General features: G+C 65.5%; 22 protein-coding genes. 2 read left to right on the top strand and 20 right to left on the bottom strand.

Going from position 1 to position 21,654, the window contains the following annotated elements; all coding sequences use genetic code 11:
* Positions 1-146: 146 nt before the first annotated feature.
* The 4 genes from gltP to IG194_RS13535 all read right to left on the bottom strand — a co-directional run bounded on the left by gltP (position 147) and on the right by IG194_RS13535 (position 3,221).
* The gene (gene gltP / locus IG194_RS13550) at positions 147-1,481 is read right to left on the bottom strand and encodes a glutamate/aspartate:proton symporter GltP (protein WP_058487962.1); all 1,335 of its coding nucleotides are present in this window, start codon (positions 1,479-1,481) and stop codon (positions 147-149) included.
* Positions 1,482-2,308: 827 nt separating this feature from the next.
* Positions 2,309-2,779, bottom strand: coding sequence for an inhibitor of vertebrate lysozyme family protein (locus IG194_RS13545; RefSeq protein ID WP_009614389.1), 471 nt, complete (start codon positions 2,777-2,779; stop codon positions 2,309-2,311).
* Entirely contained in the window at positions 2,772-2,933 is a 162-nt protein-coding gene (locus IG194_RS13540) for a DUF1328 domain-containing protein (RefSeq protein ID WP_009614390.1), read from the bottom strand. The genes IG194_RS13545 and IG194_RS13540 overlap by 8 nt, the downstream gene beginning before the upstream one ends.
* A gap of 39 nt (positions 2,934-2,972) precedes the next feature.
* A complete protein-coding gene (locus IG194_RS13535) occupies positions 2,973-3,221 on the bottom strand; it encodes a hypothetical protein (protein ID WP_058487961.1) in 249 nt (82 codons plus the stop codon).
* 351 nt (positions 3,222-3,572) lie between these two features.
* Here IG194_RS13535 and algB point away from each other — a divergent pair, with 351 nt between their 5' ends.
* Complete coding sequence (gene algB, locus IG194_RS13530; protein ID WP_009614393.1) at positions 3,573-4,922, top strand: sigma-54-dependent response regulator transcription factor AlgB; 1,350 nt, start codon at positions 3,573-3,575, stop codon at positions 4,920-4,922.
* Positions 4,923-4,948: 26 nt separating this feature from the next.
* Positions 4,949-6,709, top strand: coding sequence for an ATP-binding protein (locus tag IG194_RS13525; RefSeq protein WP_225617224.1), 1,761 nt, complete (start codon positions 4,949-4,951; stop codon positions 6,707-6,709).
* Here IG194_RS13525 and IG194_RS13520 read toward each other — a convergent pair.
* The 16 genes from IG194_RS13520 to mnmG form a co-directional block, all read right to left on the bottom strand.
* Positions 6,688-7,503, bottom strand: a complete 816-nt coding sequence (locus IG194_RS13520) for an N-acetylmuramoyl-L-alanine amidase (RefSeq protein WP_058487959.1) — start codon at positions 7,501-7,503, stop codon at positions 6,688-6,690. The two genes, IG194_RS13525 and IG194_RS13520, sit on opposite strands and share 22 nt — an antisense overlap.
* A gap of 13 nt (positions 7,504-7,516) precedes the next feature.
* On the bottom strand, positions 7,517-8,110 hold the full coding sequence (locus IG194_RS13515) for a MarC family protein (protein WP_024128857.1): 594 nt from the start codon (positions 8,108-8,110) through the stop codon (positions 7,517-7,519).
* 149 nt (positions 8,111-8,259) lie between these two features.
* A complete protein-coding gene (gene glmU / locus IG194_RS13510; protein WP_043270156.1) occupies positions 8,260-9,627 on the bottom strand; it encodes a bifunctional UDP-N-acetylglucosamine diphosphorylase/glucosamine-1-phosphate N-acetyltransferase GlmU in 1,368 nt (455 codons plus the stop codon).
* 137 nt (positions 9,628-9,764) lie between these two features.
* Positions 9,765-10,190, bottom strand: a complete 426-nt coding sequence (locus IG194_RS13505) for a F0F1 ATP synthase subunit epsilon (RefSeq protein ID WP_009614398.1) — start codon at positions 10,188-10,190, stop codon at positions 9,765-9,767.
* Positions 10,191-10,230: 40 nt separating this feature from the next.
* Positions 10,231-11,607: a F0F1 ATP synthase subunit beta gene (atpD, locus tag IG194_RS13500; RefSeq protein WP_009614399.1), complete on the bottom strand. Its 1,377-nt coding sequence runs from the start codon at positions 11,605-11,607 to the stop codon at positions 10,231-10,233.
* 30 nt (positions 11,608-11,637) lie between these two features.
* Positions 11,638-12,498 (bottom strand): F0F1 ATP synthase subunit gamma, encoded by an 861-nt coding sequence (gene atpG / locus IG194_RS13495; RefSeq protein WP_009614400.1) that lies wholly within the window; start codon positions 12,496-12,498, stop codon positions 11,638-11,640.
* A gap of 52 nt (positions 12,499-12,550) precedes the next feature.
* Positions 12,551-14,095, bottom strand: coding sequence for a F0F1 ATP synthase subunit alpha (gene atpA / locus IG194_RS13490; RefSeq protein ID WP_043270154.1), 1,545 nt, complete (start codon positions 14,093-14,095; stop codon positions 12,551-12,553).
* Positions 14,096-14,113: 18 nt separating this feature from the next.
* Positions 14,114-14,650, bottom strand: coding sequence for a F0F1 ATP synthase subunit delta (locus tag IG194_RS13485; RefSeq protein ID WP_009614408.1), 537 nt, complete (start codon positions 14,648-14,650; stop codon positions 14,114-14,116).
* Between the two features lie 11 nt (positions 14,651-14,661).
* A complete protein-coding gene (locus tag IG194_RS13480) occupies positions 14,662-15,132 on the bottom strand; it encodes a F0F1 ATP synthase subunit B (protein ID WP_009614410.1) in 471 nt (156 codons plus the stop codon).
* A gap of 51 nt (positions 15,133-15,183) precedes the next feature.
* Entirely contained in the window at positions 15,184-15,441 is a 258-nt protein-coding gene (atpE, locus tag IG194_RS13475) for a F0F1 ATP synthase subunit C (protein ID WP_003457994.1), read from the bottom strand.
* 109 nt (positions 15,442-15,550) lie between these two features.
* Positions 15,551-16,420 (bottom strand): F0F1 ATP synthase subunit A, encoded by an 870-nt coding sequence (gene atpB, locus IG194_RS13470; RefSeq protein ID WP_009614414.1) that lies wholly within the window; start codon positions 16,418-16,420, stop codon positions 15,551-15,553.
* A 16-nt stretch (positions 16,421-16,436) separates the two neighbouring features.
* Positions 16,437-16,844 (bottom strand): F0F1 ATP synthase subunit I, encoded by a 408-nt coding sequence (locus tag IG194_RS13465; RefSeq protein ID WP_009614423.1) that lies wholly within the window; start codon positions 16,842-16,844, stop codon positions 16,437-16,439.
* A gap of 149 nt (positions 16,845-16,993) precedes the next feature.
* The gene (locus IG194_RS13460; protein WP_058487958.1) at positions 16,994-17,866 is read right to left on the bottom strand and encodes a ParB/RepB/Spo0J family partition protein; all 873 of its coding nucleotides are present in this window, start codon (positions 17,864-17,866) and stop codon (positions 16,994-16,996) included.
* 17 nt (positions 17,867-17,883) lie between these two features.
* Entirely contained in the window at positions 17,884-18,672 is a 789-nt protein-coding gene (locus IG194_RS13455; protein WP_009614427.1) for a ParA family protein, read from the bottom strand.
* A complete protein-coding gene (gene rsmG, locus IG194_RS13450) occupies positions 18,665-19,339 on the bottom strand; it encodes a 16S rRNA (guanine(527)-N(7))-methyltransferase RsmG (protein WP_058487957.1) in 675 nt (224 codons plus the stop codon). The genes IG194_RS13455 and rsmG overlap by 8 nt, the downstream gene beginning before the upstream one ends.
* Positions 19,339-21,231 (bottom strand): tRNA uridine-5-carboxymethylaminomethyl(34) synthesis enzyme MnmG, encoded by a 1,893-nt coding sequence (gene mnmG, locus IG194_RS13445; RefSeq protein ID WP_058487956.1) that lies wholly within the window; start codon positions 21,229-21,231, stop codon positions 19,339-19,341. The genes rsmG and mnmG overlap by 1 nt, the downstream gene beginning before the upstream one ends.
* Positions 21,232-21,654 lie beyond the last annotated feature (423 nt).

Raw genomic sequence — 21,654 nt, 5'->3', positions numbered from 1 at the left:
CCGCAAAGCGCCTCCGGGCTCGATCCCGAAGCCGGGCATGCGCCCGGTGTAACGGCAGATAACCGCGAACGGTTATTCGCCCTACGTCAATGGTGGGTTGGGTGTAGGGCGAATAACGCGAAGCGTTATCCGCCGTTCGGCCTGGCTCAGTGCGCGGTGTTCTGCCGGGCGTCGCTCAGCAGCTCTTCGCCGCGGCCCTGTTCCACCGCCTGCCAGTAGAGCGCGCCCTGCTTGCCGTCGTAGATGCCTTCCCACTTGGAGATCACCAGCACCGCCAGGGCGTTGCCGATGACGTTCAGCGCGGTGCGCGCCATGTCCATGATGCGGTCGACGCCGGCGATGAAGGCCAGGCCTTCCAGGGGGATGCCGACGCTGCCCAGGGTGGCCAGCAGGACCACGAAGGACACCCCCGGCACGCCGGCGATGCCCTTGGAGGTGACCATCAGCGTCAGCACCAGCATCAGTTGCTGGCCGATGGACAGGTCGATGCCGTAGAGCTGAGCGATGAAGATCGCCGCGATGCTCTGGTAGAGCGTCGAGCCGTCGAGGTTGAACGAGTAGCCGGTGGGCACCACGAAGCTGCTCACCGCCTTGGGCGCGCCGTAGGCTTCCATCTTCTCGATGATGCGCGGCAGCACGGTCTCGGAGCTGGCGGTGGAATAGGCCAGGACCAGCTCGTCCTTGAAGATGCGCATCAGCTTGATGATCGAGAAGCCGAACAGCCGCGCCACCAGGCCCAGCACCATGAAGGCGAAGAAGGCGATGGCGAAGTACACCAGCAGCACCAGCTTGGCCAGCGGCAGCAGCGAGGCGAAGCCGAAGCTGGCGACGGTCACGGCGATCAGCGCGAACACGCCGACCGGCGCGTAGAGCATGATCATGTGGGTGACGCGGAACATGGCCTCGGCCACGCCCTGGAACATCTTCACCAGCGGCTCGCGGGTGGGCGCCGGCAGCGACGACAGGCCCAGGCCGAACATCACCGAGAAGAAGATGATCGGCAGCATCTCGCCGCGGGCCATGGCGGCGAAGATGTTCGACGGGATCAGGTTGAGGATGGTCTCGATGAACGCGTGGTGGTGTTCCACTTCCTTGGCGGTCTGCGCGTACTTGGAGATGTCCACCGTGCCCAGGGTGCTCATGTCGATGCCGGCGCCGGGCTGGAACAGGTTGGCCAGCACCAGGCCGACGACGATGGCCACCGTGGTGATGATCTCGAAGTAGACGATGGTCTTCAGGCCGATGCGCCCGAGCTTCTTGGCGTCGCCCATGCCGGCGATGCCGACGATCAGCGAGGAGATGACGATCGGTACCACGATCATCTTGATCAGGCGGATGAAGATGTCGCCCGCCGGCTGCAGGATGTTGCTGATCCACCAGGCCTTTTCCGCGCTGAAGTGGTTCAGCACGGTACCCATGGCGATGCCCAGTGCCAGATCGATGACGATCTGCCAGGCGAGGCTGAGCTTGGCTTTGCCCATAGTGTGTTCACCCTTGGTTCTTGTGGAAGTCGGGGGTTTCGCCCGCCGCCGGGATGGCCGGGGTGGCGAAAAAAAGGGCGCATGATTCCCACCCCCCTTCTTCGCGTCTAATGCCGGAAACGGCTACCCCATGCACAATCGGCATGGGGAAAAGCAAATGGAACGGGTGTTCCAGGCCCACGGGCCATTGCTTTTTTGCATGGGATTGGGCTGAAAAGACCGTGGCGGCCGCTTTTTTCGAACCCTGTGGGTGGAAAGCGAGGCTCGGGGAGGCATTCGCTTTCCCTGCCGCGGGTGCGCTGCCGTGACGCAGGCGTGGGGGCCTGCAGTTCGCGATGGATGGTCGTCCGGGTGACCAGGCGCGGCGGGGATATTTTAGGGGGCCAGGGGGGTGGGTCGGGGTTGATTGATATCAGGGAAGTTGGAGGTGGGGTGATGGGGCCTTAAGAGCGCCCTCTCCGTTCAAGAGCGCCCTCTCCCTAACCCTCTCCCTGAAGGGAGAGGGGACCGTTCGGAGTGCGTGGGTATTCCTGAGTTAGCCGGCAACTCCGAAGGTTTCCGGCCGAAACCTTAACTTTCAGCCAGCGGACTGCCCCTCTCCCTTCAGGGCGGGGCGTGCAGCCGAGGGCTGGGGAGAGGGGCTCTTCAAGCTCCACAAGCTCCATAACTTCCACAAGCTCCACAGAAGCCATCGAAGCTCCCCCTCACAGCCTCACACCTGACCCGGCCCTCGTCGGAGGTACTCCCTGTACCCCTGGGTCGCTGCGGGCTCACCACTCCCCCCAGCATCCCGGCCCCCTGGTCATGCGCCATTGCCGGCGCGGATTTCAGTACCAGTTCGGATCGGCCTTGAGCTGCTCGTCGAGCAGCTGCTGCATGCCGGCGTCCGGTTCGCCCAGCCAGCGGAAGCTGGCGTGGCGGCTGGGCGACTTGTCCGGCGGCAGGTTTTCCGGCACCTGCACGTAGAGCGCGTAGGCGTCCTTCTTGTTCCAGCTGAAGGCCACGTAAAGGCGGTTGGCCGCGCAGTCGTGGGCCTTGCACAGCTCACCCACCAGGTATTTGTCGCCGTCCTCCTCCTCTACCTGCATGGGGGTGGCGGTGCCGTCCAGGTTCATCACCCAGTCGGGCAGCCGTTCTTCCTTCTTCACCAGGTCCTGCCAGGTCTCGCGGTACTGCGGGTCGCTGTCCAGCAGCTCGTTGAGGCGGTAGATGGCGTCGTTGTCGGCCGCCCACCCCTGCCCGGCCGCCAGCAGCGGCAGCGCGAGCAGGAACCGACGCAGCGGGCGCGGCTCAGCCACGGCGCCGCCCGACGAAGAAGGAGATGACGAAGAGCACCAGGAACAGCACGAAGAGAATCTTGGCGATACTGGTCGCGGCGCCGGCGATGCCACCGAAGCCGAGTACCCCGGCGATGATGGCGATGATCAGGAATGTGAGAGCCCAGCTCAGCATGGAATGTCTCCTCTGTCATGGAAAGGCGGTGCGCGCCCCTCAGAACACCCAGCTCACCCGCGAGGTCTGGCGGACCACCGCGGTGCTGGCGGCCTCTTCCGTGATGGCCATTCGTTCGTCCTGCAGCCTCGACGGCTGTCCGAGGAAAGCGCTGGACACAGGTTCCTGCACCGGCGCGGCGGAAGGCAGTGGAGCGACCGGATACCAACGGTCCAGCAGTACGACCACGGCGACGGCCAGCAACAGCAGCCGCCCCAGCGAATCCCCCTTGGCTCCATCAGCGTTCATCGACGTGCTCCTCCCGAAGGACTGGTGATCGGCCGGTGCGGGTGCACCGGGCCTCCCGCAACCTGTCTCGCACGCCGCGTGCCAGGTCGATGACTTTGACTAATCCCTTTTAAAACAATGGTTTGTAAAAATCGGCGGGCCCTCGGCAGCGCGCATCCTGCACGACAGGCCGGTTCCGGCCGTGCGTTTTGCACGGGACCCGGCAGGTCGTTCCCCTTCCCGTCCGCTTTCCTTCGCCAGAGGCGCCGGTGTCCTTCAGAGATGCGTCTAACTTTCATTGCAACTTGCAAGAAATTTCCTGGACTAAAAGACGCATACGCGAAAGGAATTTCCTACTACGAGGCACCCCGAATGGACCCCACTCCGGAGACGCTTGGCCGAATCCTGCTGGTCGACGACGAACCCGCCATCCTGCGCACCTTCCGCTATTGCCTGGAGGACCAGGGCTACAGCGTGGCCACCGCATCCAGCGCGGCCCAGGCCGATGCCCTGCTGCAACGCCAGGTCTTCGACCTGTGCTTCCTCGACCTGCGCCTGGGCGAGGACAACGGCCTGGACGTGCTGGCCCAGATGCGCCTGCAGGCGCCCTGGATGCGCGTGGTGATCGTCACCGCGCATTCCGCCGTGGACACCGCCGTGGACGCCATGCAGGCCGGCGCCGCCGACTACCTGGTCAAGCCCTGCAGCCCCGAGCAGCTGCGCCTGGCCGCGGCCAAGCAGCTGGAGGTGCGCCAGCTCACCGCGCGCCTGGAGGCCCTGGAGGGCGCCCAGGCCAGCCAGGCCGAGCAGCTCGAATCCCACAGCCCGGCGATGACCGCGGTGCTGGAGACCGCGCGCCAGGTAGCCGCCACCGACGCCAACATCCTCATCCTCGGCGAATCCGGCTCCGGCAAGGGCGAGCTGGCCCGCGCCATTCACGCCTGGAGCAAGCGCGCGAAGAAATCCTGCGTGACCATCAACTGCCCGTCGCTGAACGCCGAGCTGATGGAGAGCGAGCTGTTCGGCCACAACCGCGGGGCCTTCACCGGCGCCAGCGAGAGCACCCAGGGGCGGATCAGCCAGGCCGACGGCGGCACCCTGTTCCTCGACGAGATCGGCGACTTCCCGCTGCCGCTGCAGGCCAAGCTGCTGCGTTTCATCCAGGACAAGGAATACGAGCGCGTCGGCGACCCGGTGACGCGCCGCGCCGACGTGCGCATCCTCGCCGCGACCAACCGCGACCTGGCCGGCATGGTGGCCCAGGGGGCGTTCCGCGAAGACCTGCTCTACCGCCTCAACGTCATCGTCCTCAACCTGCCGCCGCTGCGCGAGCGCGCCGAGGACATCCAGGGCCTGGCCGAGCGCTTCCTCGCCCGCTTCGTCAAGGACTACGGGCGCCCGGCCCGCGGCTTCAGCCCGGCCTCGGCCGCGCTGCTGCGGCAGTACGCCTGGCCGGGCAACGTGCGCGAGCTGCGCAACGTGATCGAGCGCGCCAGCATCATCTGCAACCAGGAACTGGTGGAGCCCGAGCACCTGGGGCTCGGCGAACAGAGCGGCGCCGCCGCCGTGCCGCGGGTCGGCGAGGCGCTGAGCCTGGAGGAGCTGGAGAAGGCCCACATCGCCTCGGTGATGGCCAGCGCCCCGACCCTCGACCAGGCGGCGAAGATCCTCGGCATCGACGCCTCCACCCTGTACCGCAAGCGCAAGCAGTACAACCTGTGAAGCGCGCGCTGACCCTGCGCTCGCGGATGTTCCTCAGCATCTCGGCGCTGATCACCCTGGCCCTGATCGGCCTGCTACTGGGGGTGTTCAGCGTGATGCTGATGGGCCGCGAACAGGAGCGGCTGATCTCGCACAACTTCGCCACCATCGCCAGCAGCCAGCAGTTGCGCCAGTCGCTGGACGACCAGTTGGCCCAGCTGCTCAGCGACAGCCCCGACGCGCAGCGCCTGGCGCGGCTGCGCGAGCAGTTCGACCGCTACCTCGCCGAAGGCCGGGCGAAAGCCGCCAGCGACGTCGAGCGCACCCTCTACGAGCGCATCGACCAGGCCAACCAGGAGTTCCAGGGCCAGGTCAGCTCCTCCGGCAGCAACCGCTGGAGCCTGGTGGTGGAGAGCGACTTCAGCCGCACCTTCACCTCCCTGCACCAGTACCTGCTGGCGCTGCACAACCACGCCATCCAGACCATCAGCGACGCGGAGCGCAGCTCGCGCCGCCACGCCTGGCTGATCGCCAGCCTGCTGGGGCTGGTGGGCGTGGCCATGCTGGTGATCGGCTTCGTCACCGCCCACGGCATCGCCCGCCGCTTCGGCGCCCCCATCGAGGCCCTGGCGCAGGCCGCCGACCGCATCGGCAAGGGCGACTTCGAGGTCAGCCTGCCGGTCTCGCGGGAAGCCGAGATGGCCTCGCTGAGCCGGCGTTTCGGCCTGATGGCCCAGGCCCTGGCCGAGTACAAGGCGACCAACATCGAGGCGGTGCTGGCCGGCCAGCGGCGCCTGCAGGCGGTGCTCGACAGCATCGACGACGGCCTGGTGATCATCGACCGGCGCAGCCGCATCGAGCACGCCAACCCGGTGGCCAGCCGCCAGCTGTTCTCCCGGGCCGACCCCCATGGCCAGCTGCTGGGCGAGCTGATCGACAACCAGGAGCTGCTGCAGGCCACCGGCCTGGTGCTGCAGGGCGAGTCGATGGGCGACGATACGCCCCAGGACCTGCAGGTCGAGATCGGCGGCGAAAACCGCCTGCTGGCCTGGACCCTGGCCCCGGTCACCCATGACGACGGGCGCAACATGGGCGCGGTGCTGGTGCTGCGCGACGTCACCGAGCTGCGCGCCTTCGAGCGGGTGCGCAGCGAATTCGTGCTGCGCGCCTCCCACGAGCTGCGCACCCCGGTCACCGGCCTGCACATGGCCTTCGCCCTGCTGCGCGAACGCCTGGCGCTGCCCGAGGGCAGCCGCGAGCGCGAGCTGGCCGACACCGTCGACGAGGAAATGCAGCGTCTGGTGCGGCTGATCGACGACCTGCTGAACTTCTCCCGCTACCAGGACGGCCAGCAGAAGCTCGACCGCCAGCCCTGCGCGGTGGGCGAGCTGCTGGAACAGGCGCGCCAGCGCTTCCTCGCCCGCGCCCAGGCCCAGGGCATCGGCCTGGGGATAGTGCTGGAGGACCGGCTGCCGGTCCTCAGCGTCGACCGCCTGCGCCTGGAGCGCGTGCTGGACAACCTGCTGGGCAACGCCCTGCGCCACACCCCGAAGGGCGGCAGCGTGCAGCTGCTCGCCCAGCGCCAGAGCCAATGGCTGATGCTGGCGGTGGAGGACTCCGGCGAGGGCATCGCCTACAGCCAGCAGGCGCGCATCTTCGAGCCCTTCGTGCAGGTGGGCCGGCGCAGCGGCGGGGCCGGCCTGGGCCTGGCCCTGTGCAAGGAGATCGTGCAGCTGCACGGCGGGCGCATCGGCGTGCGCTCGCAGCCCGGCCAGGGCACGCGCATCTACATGCTGCTGCCGGTCTGAACCGCCGGCGCGGCCATGGAGGTGGGCACCGCCAGCAGCAGCGCGGCGGTCTCCAGGTCCGGCACGCCGTCGAAGCGCGCCGGCCGGTAGCGCATCTGGAAGGCGGCGATGACGTTGCGCGTCGCCTCGTCCAGCTGGCCATTGAGCGGCACCGCGTAGCCATGCCGCGCCAACTGCTGCTGGAACCAGCCGGGCGCCGGCAGCTGGCCGTTCAGCTCGGCCAGGCGATGCGCCAGGTCGCCCGGCTGCGGCCAAGGGATCAGGCCGGCGTCGGCCAGGCGCTTCCAGGGGAAGGCCGGGCCCGGATCGACCTTGCGCTGCGGGGCGATGTCGCTGTGCCCGAGGATGTGCTCGGGGGTGATGCCCTGGCGCTTGACGATGTCCTTCAGCAGCAGGATGAGGGCATCGATCTGGCCCTGTGGATAAGGTGTCCACACCCGCCCTTCGGAGGTCTCGCGGTAGCCAGGGTTGACCAGCTCGATGCCGATCGAGGTGGAGTTCAGCCAGGTCCGCCCCTGCCACTCGCTCTGCCCGGCGTGCCAGGCGCGGCGGTTCTCGTCCACCAGTTGGTAGATGGTCGGCGGATTGGCGCCGATCAGGTAGTGGGCGCTGACCTCGCCGCGGGTGAGCAGCTGCAGCGAGCGCGGCAGGTCCGCCGAGGTGTAGTGGATGATGATGTACTGGACACGGCTGTCCTGGTTGCGCGAGGGGTGCTCGCGGTCGATTTCCAGGCCGCCCCGGCCGGCGCAGGCGGCCAGCAGCAGGGTGGCGAATATCAGGCACAGGTGGCGCATGGTGGCTCCACGGTCATCCGACGATGTGCAGCACGCTACGCAGGTTCTGCAGCAGCATGTTGACGCTGAGCATGATCAGCAGCATGCCGGCCAGGCGCTCTACGGCGGTGAGCCCGCGCGGGCCGAGGAAGCGCTGCAGGAAGGAAGCCTGCAGCAGGATCAGCGCGGTGGCGGCCCAGGCCAGGATCACCGCCAGGTACAGCTCCCATAGCGGACCAGTGTAGGTGGTGCGCAGGGTGATCAGCATGGCCAGCGCCGAAGGCCCGGCCACCGCCGGGGTGGCCAGGGGCACCAGCAGCGGCTCGCTGTCGGGCATGTCGCCGAGCACGCCCTGGGGCGTGGGGAAGATCAGGCGCATGGCGACCACGAAGAGGATGATGCCGCCGGCGATGCCGGTGGCCTCCCTGGACAGGCCCAGGCCGGTGAGGATGTGCTCGCCCAGGGTGAGGAACAGCAGCAGCAGGCCGAGGGCGAACAGCAGCTCGCGCAGCGCGACCTTGAGCCGGCGTTCGGCCGGCACCGACTTGAGGGCGGCGAGGAACACCGCGATGTTGCCGAAGGGGTCGGTGATCAGGAAGATCAGGACGGCGACGCCGAGCATGTGGATAACTCCAGGAACAGGAACCGACGCCTGGGCGCCGGGCAGAAAGCCGTCCCTGTGGATGAATCAGCCGGGGACGCGACGGCCGTGGGCGCCTGTGCATAACTTCACGGCAGGCTCCGCGCGGGTGTGGATGTCGGTTTATCCACAGCCCCTCAGGACTTCTTGATCTTCTCCGGGCGCTTCCAGCCCTCGATCACCCGCTGCTTGGCGCGGCCAACCGCGAGGGTCTGCGCCGGGACCTCGGCGGTGATGGTGGAACCCGCGCCGGTCGTGGCCCCGGCGCCGATATCCACAGGCGCCACCAGCGAGTTGTTGGAGCCGATGAACACGTCTTCGCCGATCACCGTGCGCCATTTGTTGGCGCCATCGTAGTTGCAGGTGATGGTGCCGGCGCCGATGTTGGTGCGCGCGCCGACCTCGCTGTCGCCCAGGTAGGTCAGGTGGCCGACTTTCACACCCTCGTGCAGGTGGGCGTTCTTCAGCTCGACGAAGTTACCCACATGCACCTGGCTCTCCAGCACGCTGCCGGGGCGCAGGCGGGCGAACGGGCCGACGTCGCTGCCGGGGCCGACGTCGGCGCCTTCCAGGTGGCTGTTGGCCTTGATGATGGCGCCGCGGCGCAGGACGCTGTTGCGGATGGTGCAGTTCGGGCCGATCTGTACTTCGTCCTCGATGTCCACGCGGCCTTCCAGCACCACGTTGACGTCGATCTGCACGTCGCGGCCGGCGTTGACCTCGCCGCGCACGTCGAAGCGCGCCGGGTCCAGCAGGGTCACGCCCTGGGCCATCAGGCGGCGGGCGATGCGCAGCTGGTAGAAGCGCTCCAGCTCGGCCAGCTGCAGGCGGTCGTTGGCGCCCTGCACTTCCATGGCCGCCTGGGGTTGCGCGGTGGCCACGCGCAGGCCGTCGGCCACCGCCATGGCGATGACGTCGGTGAGGTAGTACTCGCCCTGGGCGTTGGCGTTGGACAGCCGGCCCAGCCAGCCTTCCAGGCGCTGGCGCGGCACGCAGAGGATGCCGGTGTTGCCCTCGCGGATGGCGCGCTGCTCGGCGCTTGCATCCTTCTGTTCGACGATGGCCTTCACCTCGCCGTCCTGGCCGCGGATGATCCGGCCGTAGCCGGTGGGGTCGTCCAGCTCCACGGTGAGCAGCGCCAGTTGCTCGGCGCTGGCCTGCTGCAGCAGGCGTTCGAGGGTCGGCAGCTCGATCAGCGGCACGTCGCCGTAGAGGATCAGCACACGCTCGGCGCTCAGGTAGGGCGCGGCCTGGGCCACGGCGTGGCCGGTGCCCAGCTGTTGTTCCTGGACCACGAAATTCAGGTCATCGGCCTGCAGGCGCTCGCGCACCCGTTCGGCGCCATGCCCGATCACCACGTGGATGCGCTGCGGGGCGAGGCCACGGGCGGTATCGATCACGTGGGCCAGCATGGGTTTGCCGGCGACCGGATGGAGGACTTTCGGCAGGGCCGAGCGCATGCGCGTGCCCTGGCCGGCGGCGAGGATGACGATTTCGAGGGACATGAAGTTGGACCGTCCTGGTAACGCTGGATGTAGAAAAAGAAAAAGGGTAGCCAAGGCTACCCTTTTCCCCTAGGTCGCTAAAGCCCGGGCCCCGGATTCGTCGCCGACTCCGAAGACCCTGGCCGTTGCGAGCCGGCTCAGCCGCCGAACTTCTTGCGAACCTGCTGGACCGTGCGCAGTTGCGCTGCGGCTTCGGCCAGGCGGGCTGCAGCGGAGCTGTAGTCGAACTCGGCACCTTTGGCGTGCAGAGCCTTCTCAGCTTCCTTCAGCGCGGTCTGAGCGGCCGCTTCGTCGAGGTCGCCCGCGCGGATCACGGTGTCGGCCAGGACCTTCACCATGTTCGGCTGGACTTCGAGGAAACCGCCGGAGATGTAGTACACCTCCTGCTCGCCACCCTGCTTGACCACGCGGATCGGACCCGGCTTGAGCTCGGTGATCAGCGGCGCGTGGCCCGGGGCGATACCCAGATCGCCGAGGGAACCGTGCGCAACGACCATCTCGACCAGTCCGGAGAAGATCTCCGCTTCGGCGCTGACGATGTCGCAGTGGACAGTAATAGCCATACCCTTGCCTCACGTAAGCGCCCGTTGCCGGGCGCACGGATTACAGCTTCTTCGCTTTCTCGATGGCTTCTTCGATGCCGCCGACCATGTAGAACGCCTGCTCCGGCAGGTGGTCGTAGTCGCCGTTGAGGATGCCTTTGAAGCCAGCGATGGTGTCCTTCAGGGAGACGTACTTGCCCGGCGAGCCGGTGAAGACTTCTGCCACGAAGAACGGCTGGGACAGGAAGCGCTGGATCTTACGAGCACGGGCCACCAGCAGCTTGTCGGACTCGGACAGTTCGTCCATGCCGAGGATCGCGATGATGTCCTTCAGCTCCTTGTAGCGCTGCAGGATGTACTGCACGCCACGAGCGGTGTCGTAGTGATCCTGGCCGATGACCAGCGGGTCCAGCTGACGGGAGGTGGAATCCAGCGGGTCCACGGCCGGGTAGATACCCAGCGAGGCGATGTCGCGGGACAGTACCACGGTGGCGTCGAGGTGGGCGAAGGTGGTCGCCGGGCTCGGGTCGGTCAGGTCGTCCGCGGGAACGTAGACGGCCTGGATCGAGGTGATCGAGCCTTGCTTGGTGGAGGTGATGCGCTCTTGCAGCACGCCCATTTCCTCGGCCAGGGTCGGCTGGTAGCCCACTGCGGAAGGCATACGGCCCAGCAGTGCGGATACTTCGGTACCGGCGAGGGTGTAACGGTAGATGTTGTCGATGAACAGCAGTACGTCGCGGCCTTCGTCACGGAACTTCTCGGCCATGGTCAGGCCGGTCAGCGCCACGCGCAGACGGTTGCCCGGCGGCTCGTTCATCTGGCCGTAGACCAGGGCTACCTTGTCGAGAACGTTGGAGTCCTTCATCTCGTGGTAGAAGTCGTTGCCCTCACGGGTACGCTCGCCCACACCAGCGAACACGGAGTAACCGCTGTGCTCGATGGCGATGTTGCGGATCAGCTCCATCATGTTCACGGTCTTGCCGACGCCGGCGCCACCGAACAGGCCTACCTTGCCGCCCTTGGCGAACGGGCAGACCAGGTCGATCACCTTGATGCCGGTTTCCAGCAGCTCGTTGCCGCCAGCCTGGTCAGCGTAGGAGGGAGCCTCGCGGTGGATACCCCAGCGCTCTTCCTCGCCGATGGGGCCGGCTTCGTCGATCGGGTTGCCCAGTACGTCCATGATGCGGCCCAGGGTCGCTTTACCGACCGGGACGGAGATGGCTGCGCCGGTGCTTTCCACGTTCAGGCCACGCTTGAGGCCTTCGGTGGAACCCATCGCAATGGAACGGACCACGCCGTCGCCCAGCTGCTGCTGGACTTCCAGGGTGGTGTCGACGCCCTGAACCTTCAGGGCCTCGTAGATGCTCGGCACGGCATCGCGCGGGAATTCCACGTCGATCACGGCGCCGATGATTTGAACGATACGTCCGCTACTCATGTCTGGTTCCTCTGAATTTTGAACCTGTTCTTACACCGCGGCAGCGCCGCCGACGATTTCCGAGATTTCCTGGGTGATCGCCGCCTGACGCGCCTTGTTGTAGACCAGCTGCAGTTCGCTGATCAGGTCACCGGCGTTGTCGGTAGCGTTCTTCATTGCAATCATCCGGGCCGCCTGCTCACAGGCGTTGTTCTCAACCACCGCCTGGTACACCTGGGATTCCACGTAGCGCACCAGCAGGCCGTCGAGCAGGGCCTTGGCATCGGGCTCGTAGAGGTAGTCCCAGTGGTGTTTCAGGTCTTCGTTGTCCTCGGCCACCAGCGGAACCAGCTGTTCCACGGTCGGCTTCTGGGTCATGGTGTTGACGAACTTGTTGGAAACCACGTACAGGCGATCGATACGCCCGTCCAGGTAGGCATCCAGCATGACCTTGACGCTGCCGATCAGATCGTTGATCGACGGCTCTTCGCCCAGGTGACTGATGGCTGCGACCACGTTGCCGCCATAGTTCTTGAAGAAGGATGCGCCCTTGGCACCGATCACGCACAGGTCGATCTCCGCGCCGGCTTCACGCTGGGCGGACATGTCCTTGACGAGCGCCTTGAACAGGTTGATGTTCAGGCCGCCGGCCAGGCCGCGATCGGAGCTCACCACGATGTAACCGACGCGCTTGACGGGGCGCTCGATCATGAACGGGTGACGGTACTCCGGGTTGGCGTTGGCCAGATGGCCGATCACCTGGCGAATGCGCTCCGCGTAGGGACGGCCGGCCGCCATGCGCATTTGTGCCTTGCGCATCTTGCTCACCGCCACCTTTTCCATGGCATTGGTGATTTTCTGCGTGCTTTTGATGCTCGCAATCTTGCTGCGAATCTCTTTTGCGCCTGCCATTTCACACCTATCGGGTTAGCAGGCGGGGGCCATTACCGGCCCCCGCTGCGGCTTACCAGGTTTGGGTGGCCTTGAACTTCTCGATGCCGGCCTTGATGCCCGCGTCGATTTCGTCGTTGAAGTCACCCTTCTCGTTGATCTTCGCCAGCAGAGCGGCATGCTCGCGCTGGAAGTAAGCGATCAACGCCTGTTCGAAGGCGCCCACCTTGGCGATCTCGACGTCCTGCAGGAAGCCACGCTCGGCGGCGTACAGGGACAGCGACATCTCGGCGATGGACATCGGCGCATACTGCTTCTGCTTCATCAGCTCGGTAACGCGCTGACCGTGCTCGAGCTGCTTGCGGGTGGCGTCGTCCAGGTCCGAGGCGAACTGGGCGAAGGCCGCCAGTTCACGGTACTGGGCCAGCGCGGTACGGATACCGCCGGACAGCTTCTTGATGATCTTGGTCTGGGCCGCGCCGCCGACACGGGATACCGAGATACCGGCGTTGACCGCCGGACGGATGCCCGAGTTGAACATGGAGGTTTCCAGGAAGATCTGGCCGTCGGTGATGGAGATCACGTTGGTCGGAACGAACGCGGACACGTCACCGGCCTGGGTTTCGATGATCGGCAGAGCGGTCAGGGAACCGGTCTTGCCAGTCACGGCGCCATTGGTGAACTTCTCGACGTATTCCTCGGAAACGCGGGAAGCGCGCTCCAGCAGGCGGCTGTGGAGATAGAACACGTCGCCCGGGTAGGCTTCGCGGCCCGGCGGACGGCGCAGCAGCAGGGAGATCTGGCGGTAGGCAACGGCCTGCTTGGACAGGTCGTCGTACACGATCAGGGCGTCTTCGCCGCGGTCGCGGAAGTATTCGCCCATGGTGCAGCCGGAGTACGGCGCCAGGTACTGCAGAGCAGCGGATTCGGAAGCGCTGGCAACCACCACGATGGTGTTGGCCAGGGCGCCGTTCTCTTCCAGCTTGCGCACGACGTTGGCGATGGTCGATTGCTTCTGACCGATGGCCACGTAGACGCAGCGGATGCCGCTGTCTTTCTGGTTGATGATGGCGTCGACGGCCAGGGCGGTCTTGCCGATCTGACGGTCGCCGATGATCAGCTCGCGCTGGCCACGGCCTACCGGGATCATGGCGTCGACCGACTTGTAGCCGGTCTGCACCGGCTGGTCTACCGACTTACGCCAGATCACGCCCGGTGCCACTTTCTCGACGGCGTCGGTCAGCTTGGCATCGATCGGGCCTTTGCCGTCGATCGGGTTGCCCAGCGCGTCGACCACGCGGCCCAGCAGTTCCGGACCGACCGGAACTTCCAGGATGCGGCCGGTGCACTTGGCGTTCATGCCTTCTTTGAGGTCCTGGTATTCACCCAGTACCACGGCGCCGACGGAGTCCTGCTCCAGGTTCAGCGCCATACCGTAGACGCCGCCCGGGAATTCGATCATCTCGCCGTACATGACGTCGGCCAGACCGAAGATGCGCACGATGCCATCGGATACGGAAACGATGGTGCCTTCGTTGCGCGCTTGCGAGGCGACATCGAGTTTCTCGATGCGCCCCTTGATGATTTCACTAATTTCGGAAGGATTGAGTTGCTGCATGCCGCTGCCCCTTCAAACTCAAGATTTCAACGCTTCAGCCAGTTTCGCGATCTTGCCGCGCACCGAGCCATCGATTACCAAGTCACCGGCGCGGATCACCACGCCGCCGATCAGGCTCGCGTCTTCCGACGCATGGAGTCGCACTTCGCGACTGAGCCGGGCGCTGAGAGCCTTGGCGAGTTTGTCCTGCTGTTCCTGGTCCAGGGCGAAGGCGCTCACGACTTCTACCTCGACCAGCTTTTCCTGCTCGGCCTTGAGCTGCTCGAACATCTCGGAGATGGTCGGCAGCAAGTCCAGGCGCTTGTTTTCAGCCACGGTCCGCACGAAGTTCTGGGCCGGAGCGTTGAGCTTGTCGCCACAGACGTCGATCAGGGCATCGGCCTTGGCCGCCGCGGTCAGCTGAGGCTCTTTGAGCAGCTGGCGCACGGTGTCGTCCTGCGACACTGCAGCCAGCACACCCAGAGCAGCGGACCAATCGGCCAATTGCTGATGAGCCTGGGCGTACTCGAAAGCCGCCTTCGCGTAAGGACGAGCCAACGTGGTCAGTTCTGCCATATCGCCCTCGCTCAGATTTCGGCGGCCAGTTGATCAACCAGCTGCTTTTGCGCGTTGGCATCGATCGAAGCACCCAGGATCTTCTCGGCGCCGGACACGGCCAGGGCACCCACTTGGGCACGCAGGGCATCCTTGACGCTGTTCAGTTCCTGTTCGATCTGGGCCTTGGCCTGGGCGATCATGCGATCGCCTTCGGCACGGGCCTGCTCACGGGCTTCATCAACGATCTGATTGGCGCTTTTCTTCGCCTGCTCGATGATTTCGGCCGCCTGAGCCTTGGCCTCGCGCAGTTGCTGGCCCGCTTTCTCGTGGGCCAGTTCCAGGTCACGAGCAGCACGGTTGGCTGCGTCCAGACCGTCGGCGATCTTCTTCTGACGCTCGTGCAGAGCCGCGATGACCGGAGGCCATACGAACTTCATGCAGAAGATGACGAAGATGGCGAACGCAATGGCCTGGCCGATCAGAGTTGCATTAATGTTCACGCCAACACCTCGCTCGTTCGTTGTCAGTCACGAATTTCCGGAATCCGGAAATTACTGGGCTACCTGAGCAATGAACGGGTTAGCGAAGGTGAAGAACAGGGCGATACCAACACCGATCATGGTCACGGCGTCGAGCAGACCGGCGACGATGAACATTTTCACCTGCAGCATCGGAACCATTTCCGGCTGGCGAGCAGCGCCTTCCAGGAATTTACCGCCCAGCAGGCCGAAACCGATGGCGGTACCCAGGGCACCCAGACCGATCAGCAGAGCGACGGCGATAGCAGTGAGTCCAACTACAGTTTCCATTTTTCCTCCCGACTTTCTGTCGTGTTGGTTAAGTTTTGAAGCAAGTTAAGGTGGTGAAACTTCCCTTCCGCCCCCGCCGACGTGGCGGGGAGCGGTCAGAATCTTTGGATCAGTGGCTGTCTTCGTGGGCCATCGACAGGTAGACGATGGTCAGCATCATGAAGATGAAGGCCTGCAGGGTGATGATCAGGATGTGGAACACCGCCCACGCCCAATTCAGCACCACGCCCATGCCGCCCAGCCAGAGAATGCCGGAGCCGAACATGACGGCGATGAGGATGAAGATCAGCTCGCCGGCGTACATGTTGCCGAACAGACGCAGGGCCAGGGAAACCGGCTTGGCGATCAGGGTGACGAACTCCAGCAGGAAGTTCACCGGGATCAGGATGATCTGCACCAGCATGTTGCTGCTGTGGAACGGGTGCAGGGTCAGCTCGCCGAGGAAGCCGCCGATGCCCTTGACCTTGATGCTGTAGAAGATGATCAGGGCGAACACCGCGATGGACATGCCGAAGGTGGCGTTCGGGTCGGTGGTGGCCACGGCGCGGAAGAACAGGTGCTCGTTGCCGGTGATCTTCGCAGCGGCCAGCGGCAGGAAGTCCACCGGCACCAGGTCGATCAGGTTCATCAGGAAGATCCACACGAACACGGTCAGCGCCAGCGGTGCGATCAGCGGGTTACGGCCGTGGAAGGTGTCCTTCACGCTGCCGTCGACGAACTCGACCATGACTTCGACGAAGTTCTGCAGGCCGCCCGGAATACCGCTGGTGGCCTTCTTGGCCGCCATGCGGAAGATCAGGATGAACACCAGGCCGAGGAATACCGACCAGCCCAGGGTGTCGATGTGGAATGCCCAAAAGCCCATTTCCTTGGCTTGTTCGGCTGTGTGGGCGAACCCCCAGCCACCTTCCGGCAGACGACCGAAGGTCAGGTTCTGCAAGTGGTGCTGGATGTAACCCGAAGCGCTTTCTGCTGCCATGTTTGCCTCAATCGCTCTAAGGTCTTGTAAATGTGTGTCCCATCAGCAGGGGTGCGCACCAGCTGACCATCAGGGTCAGCAGGTAGAGGCCGAACAGAGCCAGGGGCTCCAGCGGCTTCACGCCTGCGAACGCCAGTGCGAAGAGCACTGCCGTCAAAACCAGCTTCCCGGCCTCGCCCGCATAGAAGGAGCGGACGATCATCTGAGCCGAGCGCGCTCCGCTGTAGCGGAACGCCTTGTATGCGAAATAAACGTTCGGCAGCCAGGCGATCAGTCCGCCGAGCAGACCAGAATAGCCGGCAACCACGCCCCGGGAGAAAAACAGGACGGCAGCCCCCAGAAGCACTACGGCCAGTTGGACGAGCAACAGGCGCAAGGCCGGTTGGCGATGGAAGGGCAGGCGGTTCGGCTTGCTGGGTTCCATCTGTCTCAAAGTCCTCTGGCGTCGGCTTCGCAAATCAACAACTTGGCATACTTTGTGCCGACAAAATTGCGCGCAGAGTATAGGGGGCCGGGCATACCCATTCAACAGCCGGGTAGTGATTTCCGACTATCGCTACACAGACGATGGTCTTAGCGGATGTGGGCCAGAACCCCTTGCAACTCGTCCAGCGAGTTGTAGCGGATCACCAGTTGCCCCTTACCCTTCTGGCCGTGGCGAATCTGCACCGGAGCGCCCAGGCGCTCGGCCAGGCGCTGTTCCAGGCGGCTGATGTCGGGGTCGGACTTGACCACCTTGGCAGGTTCGCTGGGGGCGTTGAGCCAGTGGCGCACCAGTGCCTCGGTCTGGCGCACGGTGAGGCCGCGTGCGACAACATGTCGCGCACCTTCCACCTGCCGCGCCTCGGGCAGACCGAGCAGCGCGCGGGCATGGCCCATCTCCAGGTCGCCGTGGGAAAGCAGCGTCTTGATCTCCTCGGGCAGGGCGATCAGGCGCAGCAGGTTGGCCACGCTGACGCGGGACTTGCCGACGGCGTCGGCGACCTGCTGCTGGGTCAGCTGGAACTCCTGCTGCAGGCGTTGCAGCGCGACGGCTTCCTCGAGGGGGTTGAGGTCCTCGCGCTGGATGTTCTCGATCAGCGCCATGGCGATGGCGGCTTCGTCCGGCACCTCGCGCACCAGCGCCGGGATGGTGTCCAGGCCGGCCTGCTGGGTGGCGCGCCAGCGGCGCTCGCCGGCGATGATCTCGTAGCGGCCCTTGTCGACGGGGCGCACCACGATGGGCTGCATCACCCCCTGGGCCTTGATGGACAGGGCCAGCTCTTCCAGAGCCTGGGGGTCCATGTCGCGGCGCGGCTGGTACTTGCCGCGCTGGATCAGGTCCAGCGGCAGGTGCTGCAGTTCCTTGCGGTCCGCCTGGGCGGCCTCTTCCTGCAGGGTGGCGGCGCTGGAGCCACTGAGCAGGGCATCCAGCCCGCGTCCGAGACCTCGTTTCTTAACGGCCATGCGGGTTCCTTAATGGGTCATGCGGTGGCGGCTTTGCGGGCGGCGCGCTGTCGGCGCGAGAGTTCGCCGGCCAGCGCCAGGTAGGCCATGGCCCCGCGCGATTGCTTGTCGTAGACCAGCGCCGGCATGCCGAAGCTGGGCGCCTCGGCCAGTCGCACGTTGCGCGGGATCACGGTGGTGTAGAGCTTGTCGCCGAAGTGTTCCTGCAGCTGCGCGCTGACGTCGTTGGTCAGGCTGATGCGCGGATCGTACATGGTCCGCAGCAGGCCCTCGATGTTCAGCGTCGGATTCAGACGCTCGGCGATGCGCTGGATGCTGTTCATCAGGTCGGTCAGGCCTTCCAGCGCGTAGTACTCGCACTGCATGGGGATGATCACGCCGTCGGCGGCGGAGAGGGCGTTGACCGTGAGCATCGACAGCGACGGCGGGCAGTCGATGAGGATGTAGTCGTAGTTCTCGCGCACCGGGGCCAGGGCCTGGCGCAGGCGGTGCTCCTTCATGTCCATCTCCAGCAGCACCACTTCCGCGGCGGTGAGGTCGCGGTTGGCCGGGAGGATCTGGTAGCCGCCGTGCTCGGAGAACTGCATGGCCTGGGCCAGGTCGGCCTCGCCGGTGAGCACGTCGTAGATGGAGTATTCCAGGGACAACTTATCCACACCGCTGCCGGTGGTGGCGTTGCCCTGTGGATCGAGGTCGATCAGCAGCACGCGGCGCTTGGTAGCGACCAGCGAGGCGGCGAGGTTGATGCAGGTGGTGGTCTTGCCGACACCGCCCTTCTGGTTGGCGATCGCGAATACCTTAGCCATGGTTTTCCCCCGTCCCCGTCATGCTCCGGCGCAGTATCAGCAGATGCCGCTGGCCTTGGCAACCCGGCACGCTGAGGGCGTGCTCGGCTTCGACCCGGAAATCTTCCGGGAGTGCCGTCAGCTCCTGCTCCGGATGCACGCCTTTCATCGCCAGCCAGCGGGTCTCGCCGTCGCCGAGGTGGCGGGTCCAGTTGCAGAAGTCTTCCAGGCTGCTGAAGGCCCGGGAGACGATGCCGTTGAATGCCCGGTCCGGCTGGTAGGCCTCGACCCGGCTGTGGATAACTTCCAGGTTGCGCAGCTTCAGTTCCAGCTTCACCTGGGTGAGGAAGCGGGTCTTCTTGCCGTTGCTGTCGAGCAGCGTCAGGCGCTTGCCCGGGAACAGGATGGCCAGCGGGATGCCGGGCATGCCGCCGCCGCTGCCGACGTCCAGCCAGCGCTCGCCGCCGGCGGCGAGGAAGTGCGGGACGACGCTGAGGCTGTCGAGCAGGTGGCGCGAGACCATCTCGTCGATGTTGCGCACCGCGGTGAGGTTGTAGGCCTTGTTCCACTTCGCCAGCAGGGCGAGGTAGGCGAGCAGGCCCTGGCGGCCGGCTTCGTCGAGTTCGACGCCGAGCGCCGCGGCGCCACGCACGAGCTCGTCGGCGTGGGCTTGGGTGACCTGGGACATCAGGCGCTCTGCTCCAGTTGGCGGCCGCTGGCGCGCTTCTTCAGGTGGATCAGCAGCAGCGAGATGGCCGCCGGGGTGACACCGGGGATGCGGCCGGCCTGGCCGAGTGTCTCGGGGCGGGCCTGGCCGAGCTTGTTCTGGATCTCCTTGGACAACCCGGAGATGCCCGTGTAGTCGATATCCACAGGCAGGCGGGTGTCCTCGCTGGCGCGCAGGCGGGCGATCTCTTCCTGCTGGCGGTCGATGTAGCCGGCGTACTTGGTGCGGATCTCCACCTGCTCGGCGACCTGCGGGTCCTCGGCGCCGGCGCCGGTCACTTCGGCCAGGCTGGCGTAGTCGATTTCCGGGCGGGCCAGCAGGTTGAGCAGGTTGTACTCATGGGCCAGCGGGGTGCCGAAGCGCTCGGCGATGGCGTCGCCCTGCGGGGTGTTCGGCCGCACCCAGGTGCTCTTCAGGCGCTGTTCCTCGCGCTCGATGCCTTCGCGCTTGGCCTCGAAGGCCGCCCAGCGGCGGTCGTCGACCAGGCCCAGCTCGCGGCCCTTCTCGGTCAGGCGCAGGTCGGCGTTGTCCTCGCGCAGGATCAGCCGGTACTCGGCGCGCGAAGTGAACATGCGGTACGGCTCCTGGGTGCCCAGGGTGATCAGGTCGTCGACCAGCACGCCGATGTACGCCTCGTCGCGGCGCGGGCACCAGGCCTCGCGGCCCTGGGCGCGCAGCGCGGCGTTGGCGCCGGCGAGCAGGCCCTGGGCGCCGGCCTCTTCGTAACCGGTGGTGCCGTTGATCTGGCCGGCGAAGAACAGGCCGCCGATGACTTTCGTCTCCAGGCTGTACTTCAGGTCGCGCGGGTCGAAGTAGTCGTACTCGATGGCGTAGCCCGGGCGCACGATGTGGGCGTTCTCCATGCCGCGGATCGAACGCACGATCTGCAGCTGCACGTCGAACGGCAGCGAGGTGGAGATGCCGTTGGGGTACAGCTCGTGGGTGGTTAGGCCTTCCGGTTCGAGGAATACCTGGTGGCTGTCCTTGTCGGCGAAGCGATGGATCTTGTCTTCGATCGACGGGCAGTAGCGCGGGCCGATGCCCTCGATGACGCCGGAGTACATCGGCGAGCGGTCGAGGTTGGCGGCGATGATCTCGTGGGTGCGCGCGTTGGTGTGGGTGATCCAGCAGCTGACCTGGGCCGGGTGCTCTTCCTTGCTGCCAAGGAAGGACATCACCGGGATCGGGGTGTCGCCGGGCTGCTCGGTCATCACCGAGAAGTCCACGCTGCGGCCGTCGATGCGCGGCGGCGTGCCGGTCTTCAGGCGGCCGACGCGCAGCGGCAGTTCGCGCAGGCGCCTGGCCAGGGCGATGGCCGGCGGATCACCGGCGCGGCCGCCGGAGTAGTTCTGCAGGCCGATGTGGATAAGTCCGCCGAGGAAGGTGCCGGCGGTCAGTACCACCTGGTCCGCGTGGAATTTCAGACCCATCTGAGTCACCACGCCGCGCACCTGGTCCTGCTCGACGATCAGGTCGTCGCAGGCCTGCTGGAATATCCACAGGTTCGCCTGGTTCTCCAGGATCTCGCGCACCGCGGCCTTGTACAGCACGCGGTCGGCCTGGGCACGGGTGGCGCGCACGGCTGGACCCTTGCGGCTGTTGAGCACGCGGAACTGGATGCCGCCCTTGTCGGTGGCGTGCGCCATGGCTCCGCCCAGGGCATCGATTTCCTTGACCAGGTGGCTCTTGCCGATACCGCCGATGGCCGGGTTGCAGCTCATCTGGCCCAGGGTTTCCACATTGTGGGTGAGCAGCAGGGTCTTCACGCCCATGCGTGCGGCCGCCAGCGCGGCCTCCGTGCCGGCATGGCCACCGCCGATCACTATCACGTCAAAACGGGAAGGGAAATCCACCACGCACCTCGTGCCTGTCGATCAGGGAAAGAAAAAGAGAGCCGCACAGTATAGGGGCTTAGCCCTGCCGATTGAAGGGACCTGTATGAAAAGTAGCCAATCGGCCTTTCGTGCGTCACACGAGGGAATGCTTCATTCACAAAATAAAGAGAGAGGGAATTTTTAAATCTTTTTAGAGCTAGTGATTATGTTTGGTGTGGACAATTTTTGTGGATAAGTGCTTCGGGGCCTTCTGGAGCGAGATTTACAGCGAAGGATAAACCTGTGCCGAAGGTGTCCGGAAGCAGGGCATTTCCGGTTGAACACCTGTGCATGGAATGCAGGGTTATGCACAGGCCGGTTATCCCCGGTTTTGACCACTGGGTTGTCTACGTAGCTATACGGTAGTTTTCCACAGGGTTCAGGGCGGCATGTGAATAGGTT

This window comes from Pseudomonas sp. ADPe (assembly GCF_014843515.1).
GTDB lineage: Bacteria > Pseudomonadota > Gammaproteobacteria > Pseudomonadales > Pseudomonadaceae > Pseudomonas > Pseudomonas citronellolis.
This window is presented reverse-complemented; position numbering and strand designations above follow the sequence as displayed.

Bases quoted from the DNA above. Each gene is read 5' to 3' on its own strand.
- IG194_RS13465 (WP_009614423.1), bottom strand. From the start codon at position 16,844: ATGGAACCCAGCAAGCCGAACCGCCTGCCCTTCCATCGCCAACCGGCC.
- IG194_RS13520 (WP_058487959.1), bottom strand. From the start codon at position 7,503: ATGCGCCACCTGTGCCTGATATTCGCCACCCTGCTGCTGGCCGCCTGC.
- algB (WP_009614393.1), top strand. From the start codon at position 3,573: ATGGACCCCACTCCGGAGACGCTTGGCCGAATCCTGCTGGTCGACGAC.
- IG194_RS13485 (WP_009614408.1), bottom strand. From the start codon at position 14,650: ATGGCAGAACTGACCACGTTGGCTCGTCCTTACGCGAAGGCGGCTTTC.
- IG194_RS13540 (WP_009614390.1), bottom strand. From the start codon at position 2,933: ATGCTGAGCTGGGCTCTCACATTCCTGATCATCGCCATCATCGCCGGG.
- IG194_RS13525 (WP_225617224.1), top strand. From the start codon at position 4,949: ATGTTCCTCAGCATCTCGGCGCTGATCACCCTGGCCCTGATCGGCCTG.
- atpA (WP_043270154.1), bottom strand. From the start codon at position 14,095: ATGCAGCAACTCAATCCTTCCGAAATTAGTGAAATCATCAAGGGGCGC.
- atpB (WP_009614414.1), bottom strand. From the start codon at position 16,420: ATGGCAGCAGAAAGCGCTTCGGGTTACATCCAGCACCACTTGCAGAAC.
- atpE (WP_003457994.1), bottom strand. From the start codon at position 15,441: ATGGAAACTGTAGTTGGACTCACTGCTATCGCCGTCGCTCTGCTGATC.
- atpD (WP_009614399.1), bottom strand. From the start codon at position 11,607: ATGAGTAGCGGACGTATCGTTCAAATCATCGGCGCCGTGATCGACGTG.
- IG194_RS13460 (WP_058487958.1), bottom strand. From the start codon at position 17,866: ATGGCCGTTAAGAAACGAGGTCTCGGACGCGGGCTGGATGCCCTGCTC.
- atpG (WP_009614400.1), bottom strand. From the start codon at position 12,498: ATGGCAGGCGCAAAAGAGATTCGCAGCAAGATTGCGAGCATCAAAAGC.
- IG194_RS13535 (WP_058487961.1), bottom strand. From the start codon at position 3,221: ATGAACGCTGATGGAGCCAAGGGGGATTCGCTGGGGCGGCTGCTGTTG.
- IG194_RS13455 (WP_009614427.1), bottom strand. From the start codon at position 18,672: ATGGCTAAGGTATTCGCGATCGCCAACCAGAAGGGCGGTGTCGGCAAG.
- IG194_RS13505 (WP_009614398.1), bottom strand. From the start codon at position 10,190: ATGGCTATTACTGTCCACTGCGACATCGTCAGCGCCGAAGCGGAGATC.
- gltP (WP_058487962.1), bottom strand. From the start codon at position 1,481: ATGGGCAAAGCCAAGCTCAGCCTCGCCTGGCAGATCGTCATCGATCTG.
- rsmG (WP_058487957.1), bottom strand. From the start codon at position 19,339: ATGTCCCAGGTCACCCAAGCCCACGCCGACGAGCTCGTGCGTGGCGCC.
- glmU (WP_043270156.1), bottom strand. From the start codon at position 9,627: ATGTCCCTCGAAATCGTCATCCTCGCCGCCGGCCAGGGCACGCGCATG.